This is a genomic window from Cellulosilyticum sp. (assembly GCF_982396655.1).
Genome location: NZ_CEVXFV010000018.1, coordinates 63,705 through 75,678 on the forward strand (window position 1 = coordinate 63,705; position 11,974 = coordinate 75,678).

Consider the following 11,974-nt stretch of genomic DNA (forward strand, 5'->3'; position numbering starts at 1 on the left):
CACATTTCCTCCTAGTTATTTCCATGACCACTCTTTTAAATTTTGTAAAAGAGGCATAGATGCACCATGGGCATGAAGCTGTTGATTACCTATATCAATGCCTTCACGTACATAATATAAATGATGCATATTTACAAGCCATACCCAAGGGCAATCCCCTTTCATAGCTGTTCCTGTTTCTCCATCCCATTGTGCTTTCTGCCAGTTTTCATAAGCCGCATCTACTGTAAGCGCACTCATGGCCGCATCTAAATATCCATCAACTGTAGCACTTATATAACCTTCTGGATTGTAATAATCATCTTTTAACATATTACTTGAATGATATAAACTATAGCTTGTATAAGGATTTGAAGAGCCCCACCCCATAAGCACTGCATTTGAAAACATTCTTTTTGAAATATCATCCCAGCTTGTTCCCTCGACAATAATATGAATGCCAATTTCCTTTGCCTGCGCAGCTGCTGCAAGAGCTACCGCTTGTCTAAAAGAATCGCCTGCAGGATAAAGACAGGTAAATTCAGCTTTTATTCCTTCCTTTTCAACGATGCCGTCGTTATCTACATCACTCCAACCATTATCCGCTAAAAGTTTCTTTGCATAATCTTTATTTGTCTCAATTTTCACTTCAGGGTTATTCCATGGCATGCCATCATTTTCTGAATAAGCTGGATCTGCAAAGCCATTTAAGGCTGCCTTGGCAATTTCTTCTCTATCAATACCATAGGCTAAAGCTTGTCTGATTTCTAAATTGCAAGTTACATCATTACCATATGAGAATCCGCTTTCAGTTGTTTTCCCTTCATTTGGTGCCATAGGTAATGTAAAGCCGCGATTATCTAAAGAAGTTACAACTTTTAAGGTATATCCTTCTATATCACTTGTTGCTAATGTTGCTGTTGTGAGTGCCACATCTACCTGCCTTGCTTTAACAGCAGCAAAAGCAGCATCTTCACTCATAAAGACAATCGTTATATTTTCTATAGTCGGAACAGTACCATAATATTCCTTATTGGCCTTAAGCATAAGCTGTTCCCCTTTATTCCACTGTACAAAAATAAAAGGTCCTGAACCAATAGGTGCTAGTCCATAATTTTCATTATAGGCATGTTCAGGTACAATCCCTGTAGTTGCAATCGTATTTAAAAAAGTGGAAGTAGGTCTATTTAAAGTAAACACAACTGTATCCTCAGAAACAGCTTCTGCTTTCTCCATGAATGTTAAATCTAATGAAGACTGAGCAGACTTAGCTGTATTAAATGTAAATGCCACATCTTCAGCTGTTAGAGATTCCCCATCTGTAAATTTTACATCACGGCGAATTTTAAACGTCCAAATTAAGCCATCCTCACTAATGTTGTATTCAGTAGCTAAATCATTTGAAAATGTCATATCTTGCTTGTATTCTACAAGCGTACTTTGAATAAGTGGTGTGGTTCCATGGTCTCCCCCCTCACAAGGGTCTAAACTAGATGGTTCAGATGAAATCGCCACTACAATACTATTCTTATCTTTTAAGTTATCTACATCAGCCGTCTTTTGATGACTTGAACATCCAACACTCATTAATACAAATAAACTCATTATTATTGCATAACATACAATTTTATTTCTTCTCCTCATAATCCACTCCGTTTATCTTTATATTTTGTTTATTCAGATATTACTGTTATAGAATTATAGCATAGTACAATATCTGCACAAGCCCATGAGGGGGATACAGTTTATGAAATTTTTCTACTAAAACCCTTTATCTTTATAAAAACACTTGTTTTTTATATAATATTGTAAATAATTGGTTTTACTTTTTATTTCGATAGGACTATAATAAATAAAAAAATCTCGAGGATTGCTATGGAATCAAAAGACCTACAACTACACATATCTCATCATTCCCATGAACCAGAACATGTACATCACCATAAACATACACATGAAAATGAACACAATCCGCATCACCCGCATAAGCATGTTCATAATGCTCAGGAAAAAAAAGTCGTTATCAATCGTTTGTCTCGTGCCATAGGACACCTTCAATCCGTTAAACGTATGGTTGAGGCCGATGAAGATTGCAGCAATGTACTCATTCAGCTTGCTGCTGTTCGTTCAGCTATTAATAATACAGGAAAGCTGATTCTTAAAAATCATATTAATGAATGTATTGTTGAAGCCGTTGAACATAACGATCAAGAAGCCATTGAACTGTTAAATGAGGCTATTGATAAATTTATGAAGTAAAAAATAAAGAGTATTGCGAGATAGGTCCGCTAAGCACTTGGTGACTGCCATTCTACACTCTACGCAATCTGTGATGCGCTAAGTTCGATAACAAAAGAAACGGTGTGAACTCACTGCGCTGCGCTTCGTTCAAACACACACCTAAAACCTCTTTTGTTATCTTCACTAAGAGCATCATCAGATTGCTCCGAAGGTAGCCTGACAGTCACCAAGTACCTAGCTCTATTTCACAATACTCAATCGGAAAGATAAAAGGAAAAGTTAATTAGTTACTTTTAAAATATACAAAAAAGCTGTTATGGAACCGCTTTGAAGTGCCCTAATAAGTAGATTTAAGAATATCACTTATTAGGGCATTTTACTTAGCTAGTTTCATAACAGCTTTTTGATATTTATTATTGATGGGTTAGTCTATAATGCTATTTTTCTTGCTTTTTAGTATGGGGTTTTGATAGCGGCCGCGGGTTAGGGTACCTTTGCCGTGTTGGATGGCTGATTTGGGACAGCGGTTGATGCAGGCTAGGCAGTTATCACAGGTTCCTTGCCAGTTTGGTTTTCCATCTTGCATTTTGATGGCGCTGCTTGGGCATATTTTTTGACAAAGTCCACAAGATATACATGCATCTGTGGCATAAAAAGCTCCTGTTCCTTTTCCGAAGGTATTAAATAATGAACCTATTATATTCGTTCTAAAAACTCCCATAGAACACGGAATATGGGTATGATCTTCTTGCCTATTTGTAATCTTTTCATTAATCCTTATGAGCAGTTCTTCTGCTTTTTCAAAATCTTGCTTTACGATTTCTGGTGAGTCTACATCAATGGCTACGATATAATTATTAGGCAATACCATTTCCCAGCTGGAGGATAAGGTCATTTCCTTCTTGTCTAAAGCCTTTTTTATAACTTTCGTTGTATTTCCTGCATTTTCAGCACATACCGCAATGGTGTATATGTATTGCTTATGATAATTTTCAAGCCTCATTTCTTTGATAAACTTTAAAATACGTTCTGGTGGACGCCATGCATGAACAGGATAAACAAATCCTACTGTCTCATTATCCTCTAAATGATACAATAAGTTTCCCTCATTTTTCATTTCTTCTGCAATATTAATAACCTTATCATTTTGTACTGCTGCAATTTTTGTTGCTGCCCAAAGGCTATTACCTGTAGCTGAATAATAGAATATCACTCTAAACCATCCTTTCTGACTGCTGCTTTTACTCATCCTTTTATCTTTATTACACCCTAAGTGATTTAATTCATACCTACTCCCCAAATAAATAACTCTTATCTAGCCTTTAAATTCTCACCAATAAACTTATCTATTTTATGGCTTAACATCCCCTTAACGCAAAAATCCTAAAACATCTTCATGCTTATTCTTTAGGATTAGCTATTTCTATTATGTATCTTATTACTTTCCAATACTATAAGTAATTGTCTTATCTTGCTTTTCTACGGCATCATAATATTTAAATACTAATGCCTTATCAGTCTCCCATACTAACTTAATATTATCTTGTGCTGTTAGTTTCATATCATCCATATACACATAGTATTTAGCTTCTTTTTCTTCTTCTGTGGATTCTGGTATAAAATCTAATATGCGTGTTACTTTTCCACTTACTAAATCAATCACATGAATTGTATTTTCATATCTTCCTACAATATAATTCTCACCATAGCTAATTGGCGCAAAACCTTCCCCACCTAATTTTTCTTTTAGATTATAGCTTTTAATAAGCATCCCTGTTAGATCATCATAGATTTTAAACTCAGTACCTGTACTGATAGCCACTTGATTTTCTTTAAGAAGTATTCCTGCTTTAGGTAATACACTTGGTTCCTCTATAAACCTGTCAATAACCTTGCCATCTTTAATATAAAAGATAGTCGCAGCTGTATTGGTAAGTGCCCCCTGAATAAGATAGTCTGCTGAAACGATTTCACTCCCAACTTTCGTTCTCATTAAACTTACGCCTTCCCAATCCACGCATAATCCCTCATAAGTTTCTACATCCCCAACTGCCTTCTTTCCATTTTGTGTTCTTACCATCAGCTTTTTAGCCTTTTTATCTACTGTATACTTACCTTCTAAGTTTACTTTACTCTCCTTATCATTCCACTGAACGCCTAGTTCCATAGCTTCACCTACAAATCGGAGAGGGACATAGGTAACGCCATGAATACTTTGAGGGGCTGTTTCTATAGTAATTGCTTCTCCATTTACTACAGCGCTTTTACTGCCTAACTGTAATATTACTTTATAACTGCCATCCACAATTTCTATTTTCCCCGTAGCCTTTTCCCAATTCACCTCATATCCTAACTGCTGAGAAATGTCACGCAGCGGCAGCATTATTCTTTGCTCTACCATCTTTGGCTCATTACTTAATTCCAATGCCATATTGTTATAAGTAACCTCCACTGTCCTTGCAGCCATAACCTCATTCCACTGCAATGCATTTAACAACAGTCCCCCTGCTATAAAACCTCCAAAAAACTTTATTATTCTGCTCTTATTAATACTTCCCATAATACTATTTCTTCTCCTGTTCTATATAATCTACTTTATAATATTATTTTTTAATTTTCTTAGCTAAGATAAAGTAATGCTTACTATTTTGCTTTTGTCCATTAAAGTAACAGTCATCCGTATGACGTATCCTTTCTATCTCAAAGTTATGAAATAGTTCTAGAATATCGTCTAAGTCCACATAAAAATGAGGAACACCCTTTTCTGATCCCTCTTCTGTTTTAACAACAGTATTTTCATCTAACTTAGGATAGCCTGCCCCTTTAAAAGACCAAGTCTCCTTAGAGCATAGCATTAAATAAACTTCTCCGCCAGGCTTTAATACTCTATTTATTTCCTCTAAAATCTTGCGCATGCCCTTTGTATCTGTATGGGATACCACATGATAAAAATATAAAGCCATACAAAATCCTATAATACTCATACTACTTAAACTACTATAAAAACGAGATGTCCTAATATGTATACCAGCCACTATAAGCCACTGTATAACTTCTATTATCATAATAATATCTAACTGAATACCCATAAAAGGCCCTATATTAGTTAGTTGGAGCCCAAATGGATAATTTACACTTGCCATTCTATCGCTCTAAAGATTGATACGCTCTAAAAAAAGTCTCCTGCATTAACTCCTCTGCTAAATGTTCATTATGGCATCTAGCTAACAAAAATCCTCTAAATTTTAAACATAAAAATAACCTTTGAGGCTTACTTCCTCAAAGGTTATTTTTATCTGCATATTAATTTTCCACTTTAACGCCATTATAATATACTTCATATCCATTATCTACAAAGTTGCTATAGCTAGACCAGTCAGCTTGTGCAAAACGCATGCCTAAATTTAAGCTGCCTGTCCCTGTTGTAAGCTGCTCGCTTGTATCAAATGTAATTTCAAGGTAATCATCATAAAATGTTCCTTTTACGTCTGATGTTAAACTCGTATAATATGGTGCTACATTTAATTGTAAACCTGCATTATCGCACCAGAAGTTTTGATCTTTATTGCCATCTTTACTATAGTAGTAACGAATAGCTAATTTAGATAATTCCACTGGGTTACTTCCTGTTGAAGTAATTGTACATGTTTGATTAATAGAATTTCCTACAGTCGTTGTAATTTCAACTGAAGGCATCACTTCGGTTGAGTCTACTGGGGGATCTACTGGATCTACCGGCGGATTCACAGGTGGGTCCACTGGATCTACTGGTGGATTTACTGGTGGGTCTACTGGATCTGTAGGGTCTACTGGTGTGGTACTGCCTTTGATACTTGTCATAATAGCTTCAACAATAGGTTGATTAACAATTTGATATGTTCTTCTATCAATTAAGCATGAGCCGCCTGGGCCTTGTGCACCGATATCCCAATAAACTGGGATGGCACCATATTTCTTACATGTCATAGAAACCATCTTCGCAAAGTATGCACGATATGTATTATTGTCCACATCCTTATCTGACTTATCTGTTGCACAGTATTCTCCAATAACCACTGGATATCCTTTCTTGACAAAAGCTTCATTCATCATTTCAAGTTGTGAATCCAGATAATCTTCTTGACCCCAAGATGATTTTTTAGATTCATCTGTAGCAATAGAACCCCATTGCGTAATCCAGCTAGAATTATCTAAGGTAAATTCATAAGGTGAATAGTAATGGGCAGATATCATGATTCTCTGCTCATCACTTGGAATATCATCTGAACGATAGCTATCTGTTGGTAATTCAAAACCATAATTTCCAGCTGTTTGATCAATGTTTGTATTCCATCCTGGAACAAGTAGCCATCTCTCTGCATTATTGCCACCTGATTGTCTAATTGTATCTACAAATACTTGATTATAAGCATTTAAGTTTTTATACAAAGAAGTATCTGGATTTGAATAGTTCCCATCAAAGACTTCATTCATTGATTCAAATATTAAATGTTCATCATAATCTTTGAACATCTCAGCATATTGCTGCCATACCTTTTGGTATTTGTCTTTAACTTTTTCTTGATCTTGGTCTGTTACTAAGAGCCATGCCCCATCAATGGTATGATAGCCATCTCCATGAACACCATCTAAAATAACGTATAATCCTGCATTATAAGCATAATCTACAACTTCTTTCACTCTATTAAGCCATGCGGAGTCAATCTTATATTCTGGTGCACTATCTATGGCACTTAATAAAGTAACTGGAATACGAACCGTATCAAAACCAGCCGCTTTTACTGCCTCAAAAAGTTCTGGTGTCACTTTAGGATTTCCCCACATTTCTTCATTGGGCCCATATTGACTAAAGGCTTCCATAGTATTTCCTAAGTTCCACCCTGCTCCCATTTCTTTGATAATCTCATCTTGATTTAACTGATCAAATTCATTTGCTACTTTAGCCTCTGCCGCATTTACTGGAAATCCTGTAAGTGTGAGCATAAGTGTTGAAAGCATTAATGCTTGAACCTTGTACCTACTTGATTTAATCTTTGACATCTCTCTAATCTCCTCTCTCATCATTTTTCCTTAAGCTTAAAATACTTTTATCTTTCACCACCTTCCACCCTTATAGTACAAATCCGTTACATGTGATGCCCTATTTTTATGTCTTGTGGTCATCTTTGTTGCTTTTTAACTCTTGCTGTATGATACTAATTATAAATAATAAACTTACTAATTTCCTTGACTATCAAGACGGAAATTAGCATAAAAAAGACATAGGAGAGGGTGCTATGTTTCAAATGGAATTAAATTATTTTACTGTTGATACGTCATTTCCATTTTTTATTCAGTATGGTTTCCACGAAGAAGATTTATATCTACATAGTCATAAGAATTTCTCAGAACTTGTCATTGTCTTAAATGGCAGTGCTACACATATCGTTAACAATGAAGAATTTTATATTTCAAAAGGTGATGTTTTTATTATTGGCGCTGACACCGCTCACGGCTATCGTGATGCCCATGATTTTCATATTTGTAACCTCATGTTTCAGCCAGACTTTTTCTTTTCAAATGATTGTGATATAAAAAAAGCCCCTGGATTTCAAGGACTTTTTGTTATCGAACCCATTCTATCTCAAAAAACAAGCTTTCAAAATAGGCTTAAATTAGATATTTACAATTATGAAATGATACAAAAAACAATTAATATGATGATTAAAGAATATACAAGTCAACCTATTGGCTTCAAGACGCTTTTAACAGGTTCCTTTTATTCACTTGCCGTGCTTCTTTCACGCTTATATTCTAAGTCAGAAAAACACATAGATAACGAAATCATTGGCATGGCAAAATCAATCGCCTACATAGAAGCACATTACATGGAAGACTTAACCCTAAATGAGCTAGCTAAAATTGCCAGCTTTTCTCCCAGACATTTTTCTAGAAGATTTTATGAAATAAAGCAAACTACACCTATTCAATATATCCAGACACTCAGGCTAGAAAAAGCTTCTTATTATCTAAGAAATACCCAACTTCCTATTTCAGAAGTTGCCGCGCAATGTGGCTTTTCCGATAGCAATTATTTTTCTAGGAGTTTCAAAAAGCACTATGCCATAACCCCTATTCAATTTCATAAAAAAACTTATTCAAAAACTTAAACAACTGACTTCTTTACTAAAATCATTTTAAATTCATGAACATAATATATAAATCGGTAAGTTCGCCGCTTTTTAATTTAAATGCTTCTGGAACGACACCTATAATATTAAATCCAAGTTTTCTATATAACTTGATAGCAAACTTATTAGTAGCTACAACTGCATTAAACTGAAAACCTTTAAATCCATAGGCCTTTGCCTTACTAATAGAATCTTTAACAAGTATCCTACCTAGTCCACATCCTCTAAATTTCTTGTCCACAGCATATGTAGCATTGGCAATATGTGCCCCTCGCCCAATCTGATTAGGGTGTAATATATAAAATCCGCCCACGATTCCTTGCTCATTCACAACACAGCACACCCTAGTCTGCTTTTGGCACATATCCTTCATTTCATCATAGCTCAGCGCTTCTTCTCCCATATAATAATCACCGCTCTCTACAACTTCATTCCATATGCTACAAAAAACCTCTACATCCTCTACTTGCCACTCTCTAATTTGCCACATACTCTTCTACCTCTGATTCCTTTGTTTTTTAATAAACCTTTATTTTAAAACCCCATAGCATTTTTTACAATAAGCATCTGCTCCGTAGATGTTAACTTTTCTAAAAGTTTAAATGCTACGCCCGATGCTGTTTCTGGACAATATGAAGTAATAATATTATCATCCACTACAATAGGCTCATTTACTACATCCACACCAAATTCTCTGAGCTCTGCTTGTTTATATCCATCACTTAAATGATAAGTTGTAGCCTTTCTATTCTCAAGAACACCGCTTTTCCCAACTGGAAGTGCGCCAACACATATCGTTGCGATTATCTTATTTAGTCTATCAAATTCACGTATAAGCTCTAGAAACTTTTCATCATAAGCCTCCTCATAAAATCCAAACTCCTCAAAGCCACCGGGAATTGCTAATGCTTGATACTCATCCACATTAATTTCCTCTATCGTTTTATCTACAATAACTGGAATGCCAAATGTACTGATGACTTCTTTTGTAAAACCACAAGTTACCACTTCAATATCATACCCATAGTCATTTCTTCCCCACCCCATCACATCTACAAAAGGGGCAAATTCCATCGTTTCAAATCCCTTTGCTAAAAACAATAATATTTTCATAGTATTTTCTCCTATATCTCTAGTATGTTTTATAGTTTGCTGCTATTTTTCTTTATGCTATCGTATTAGATATACTTACCCATTCTCCAATAGTCCCTAATTCACTTAATTGTTCAATTGCTTCTTGTTTAATGACATACCATTTATTATGCGTCACATCTCTCAAGCTATATTCTCCAGTTGCCATTTCAAAAGTATTTCCTATATAAATCTCATATTATTCTATAATTTCTCCATTTCTTCCTGTAAAATAAATGCCCTCACTTAAATAATAACTGTCTTCCGCATCTATATTGCATAGCCCTCCAAAATCAGAAGGTGCTTCTACTTCTTGCTTCATGACCTCTTTAAGAATTTCATAGCATCTGCTAATGCCTAAATCACATTTATTTTCTAAAATTTCACTTCCCAGTGTCATCCAATATTCCTTTTGCATACTGTACAACACATATTCCTTACCCTTTGCCTTTGGATAATCCAAATTTACCTACATGTATATTTCAGGTTTTAGTTGGTTTCTCTATATATCCAGCTAAATATTATTATAAACTAAATAATAAAAATATTCATTACATATGTGACTCATTTTCTCATACACAGCTCTCCCTAATCCCGTTGAAGAGCCCGTCATTAATACAACCTCACGTTGTTTCAATTTTATACATCTCCTTTGTTTTCTTCTTATGCTTTTATTCAAAGGAGTTATACTTGTAATTATCGCATGACAATTGCAAACAAAAAATAGGAGCATTGCTTTTGCTGCAATGCTCCTATTTTTGCCTTACAAATAAATTTGTAGTGCCCCTGCCAAGGATAATCATTATATCACATTTACAAATAATGTTGAAGCCGTTCCTCAAAAATATACTTTTTTACTTGATACGGCTTATACTCACTCTTCTAATAACAGCTACAAATGTATCATTTTTATTCCCATTTAAAGCACTTAATTGCAACTATTGAACAAATAGCAGTTATTATTAACATAATAACTATTGGTATTATTATATTCTCAACAGATTGTCCTAAAATTGCTGATTTTAGTATTTTTATTCCTTGTGTAAGTGGAAATACATCTACTATGTTTTTCATTATATTTGGCATAACCTCATATGGTATTGTTGCCCCTGAAAATATAAGCATAGGAAAATATAACACACTTGCTATAACTCCTGCAATTTTTGAATCTTTTGATATACCACCAACCATAATTCCAATACTAAACATTGAAATCATAACAAGTAGCCATCCCAAAATGAAGTTTAAAATACTTCCTTGCATATTAAATTTAAAGAAAAGTTTCGCTACTAAAAATAATGAAATCATCGATACTAAAGAGTATAGAGCATAAATAGTAACTTGTACTAATAATATAACTATTGGATCAACAGGTGTTACTTTAAATCGCTTTAAAATATGCTTACTTCTATAATCTGAAACGACTAAAGGTAAGCCCATAACTCCTCCAGCACAAATTGCAATAGATGTTATTGCTCCAAATGATTGCTCTAAAAATGTATAATTTGCCCCTTCGAAAGCAGGCTTATTTCCATAAATAACTCCTATTGCTACAAGTACAACTATAGGCATACATATAGCAAATATGACCATGTCCATTCCTCTTAATGACAGCTTCAACTCCGTTTTTAACATTGTATTAAATGAGTTCATATTACATTACCTCCTTATCAGTGTACCAAAGATATGCATCTTCTAATTTTTCATAAGGGCTTGCTTCAATAGCCTCTTTAACTGTTCCCTGAAATACTACCTTTCCTTTTTTTAGAATACAAATAATATCACATAATACTTCTACCTCATCCATAAAATGTGAAGTCAACATAATTGTTAAACCTTTTTCCTTTAGGTCTTTTAATATTTGCCATACATCTCTTCTTGCTCTTGCATCAAGTCCAGTTGTAAGCTCATCTAAAAATACTACTTCCGGATTAGGAATAAGTGCAAGTATAATAAACAGTCTTTGCTTTTGTCCTCCTGACAGCTCCTTTACTAAAGTTTTACTTTTTTCTTTAATTCCGAACCTTTGTAATAACTCCTTATAATTAGCTGGATTTTTATAAAGTGATGCTGTCACTTCACAAAGCTCTTCAACTTTTATATTTTCTTGATAATTAGCTTCTTGAAACTGAACTCCAACTCTTTCAAATAACTCCTTACGATTAGATATTGGATTTAATCCTAGTATTGAAACTTCCCCTTTATCTATCTTTTTAGTTCCAAGTATACATTCAATACTTGTACTCTTCCCTGCTCCATTAGCCCCAAGTAACCCAAATACAGTTCCTTTTTCTACTGCAAAGCTTAAGTTATCTACCGCTACACAACTTTCATAGCTTTTTGATAATTTTTCTACCTTAATTACATAATCCATTTTTATATCCTCCTTTTGTTTGATGTAATAGGCGTTTGCGAAACGCCGTAACCCGTATAAATACGGGATATTTTTTTGT

Annotated in this window: 14 protein-coding genes; 2 read left to right on the forward strand and 12 right to left on the reverse strand. The window is 34.5% G+C overall.

The features are described from left to right. Positions 1-15: 15 nt before the first annotated feature. Entirely contained in the window at positions 16-1,584 is a 1,569-nt protein-coding gene (locus AC1VAQ_RS09665; protein WP_479903848.1) for an ABC transporter substrate-binding protein, read from the reverse strand. A gap of 270 nt (positions 1,585-1,854) precedes the next feature. On the opposite strand from AC1VAQ_RS09665, the gene AC1VAQ_RS09670 reads away from it, so the two are divergent. Further along, on the forward strand, positions 1,855-2,238 hold the full coding sequence (locus tag AC1VAQ_RS09670) for a metal-sensing transcriptional repressor (RefSeq protein WP_302597229.1): 384 nt from the start codon (positions 1,855-1,857) through the stop codon (positions 2,236-2,238). A gap of 406 nt (positions 2,239-2,644) precedes the next feature. On the opposite strand, the gene AC1VAQ_RS09675 is transcribed toward AC1VAQ_RS09670, so the two are convergent. The 5 genes from AC1VAQ_RS09675 to AC1VAQ_RS09695 all read right to left on the reverse strand — a co-directional run bounded on the left by AC1VAQ_RS09675 (position 2,645) and on the right by AC1VAQ_RS09695 (position 7,260). After that, complete coding sequence (locus AC1VAQ_RS09675; RefSeq protein ID WP_479903849.1) at positions 2,645-3,469, reverse strand: EFR1 family ferrodoxin; 825 nt, start codon at positions 3,467-3,469, stop codon at positions 2,645-2,647. A 189-nt stretch (positions 3,470-3,658) separates the two neighbouring features. Next, on the reverse strand, positions 3,659-4,717 hold the full coding sequence (locus AC1VAQ_RS09680) for a stalk domain-containing protein (protein WP_479903850.1): 1,059 nt from the start codon (positions 4,715-4,717) through the stop codon (positions 3,659-3,661). 106 nt (positions 4,718-4,823) lie between these two features. Beyond that, positions 4,824-5,363 (reverse strand): class I SAM-dependent methyltransferase, encoded by a 540-nt coding sequence (locus AC1VAQ_RS09685; protein WP_479903851.1) that lies wholly within the window; start codon positions 5,361-5,363, stop codon positions 4,824-4,826. 1 nt (position 5,364) lies between these two features. Continuing rightward, a complete protein-coding gene (locus AC1VAQ_RS09690; RefSeq protein ID WP_479903856.1) occupies positions 5,365-5,451 on the reverse strand; it encodes a sigma factor in 87 nt (28 codons plus the stop codon). Between the two features lie 72 nt (positions 5,452-5,523). Then, positions 5,524-7,260 (reverse strand): cellulase family glycosylhydrolase, encoded by a 1,737-nt coding sequence (locus tag AC1VAQ_RS09695; RefSeq protein WP_479903852.1) that lies wholly within the window; start codon positions 7,258-7,260, stop codon positions 5,524-5,526. A gap of 236 nt (positions 7,261-7,496) precedes the next feature. On the opposite strand from AC1VAQ_RS09695, the gene AC1VAQ_RS09700 reads away from it, so the two are divergent. After that, a complete protein-coding gene (locus AC1VAQ_RS09700; RefSeq protein ID WP_302600206.1) occupies positions 7,497-8,369 on the forward strand; it encodes an AraC family transcriptional regulator in 873 nt (290 codons plus the stop codon). A gap of 22 nt (positions 8,370-8,391) precedes the next feature. Here AC1VAQ_RS09700 and AC1VAQ_RS09705 read toward each other — a convergent pair whose 3' ends face one another. The 6 genes from AC1VAQ_RS09705 to AC1VAQ_RS09730 all read right to left on the reverse strand — a co-directional run bounded on the left by AC1VAQ_RS09705 (position 8,392) and on the right by AC1VAQ_RS09730 (position 11,895). Then, the gene (locus AC1VAQ_RS09705; RefSeq protein ID WP_302600207.1) at positions 8,392-8,880 is read right to left on the reverse strand and encodes a GNAT family N-acetyltransferase; all 489 of its coding nucleotides are present in this window, start codon (positions 8,878-8,880) and stop codon (positions 8,392-8,394) included. A 44-nt stretch (positions 8,881-8,924) separates the two neighbouring features. After that, positions 8,925-9,503, reverse strand: coding sequence for a DJ-1/PfpI family protein (locus AC1VAQ_RS09710; protein WP_302600208.1), 579 nt, complete (start codon positions 9,501-9,503; stop codon positions 8,925-8,927). 52 nt (positions 9,504-9,555) lie between these two features. Continuing rightward, the gene (locus tag AC1VAQ_RS09715) at positions 9,556-9,690 is read right to left on the reverse strand and encodes a hypothetical protein (protein ID WP_302600209.1); all 135 of its coding nucleotides are present in this window, start codon (positions 9,688-9,690) and stop codon (positions 9,556-9,558) included. Positions 9,691-9,720: 30 nt separating this feature from the next. Next, positions 9,721-9,939 carry a hypothetical protein gene (locus tag AC1VAQ_RS09720; RefSeq protein ID WP_479903853.1) on the reverse strand — a complete coding sequence of 73 codons (219 nt, stop codon included), beginning with the start codon at positions 9,937-9,939 and terminating at the stop codon, positions 9,721-9,723. 491 nt (positions 9,940-10,430) lie between these two features. After that, a complete protein-coding gene (locus tag AC1VAQ_RS09725) occupies positions 10,431-11,174 on the reverse strand; it encodes an ABC transporter permease (RefSeq protein WP_302600211.1) in 744 nt (247 codons plus the stop codon). A 1-nt stretch (position 11,175) separates the two neighbouring features. Next, positions 11,176-11,895, reverse strand: coding sequence for an ABC transporter ATP-binding protein (locus AC1VAQ_RS09730; RefSeq protein ID WP_479903854.1), 720 nt, complete (start codon positions 11,893-11,895; stop codon positions 11,176-11,178). Positions 11,896-11,974 lie beyond the last annotated feature (79 nt).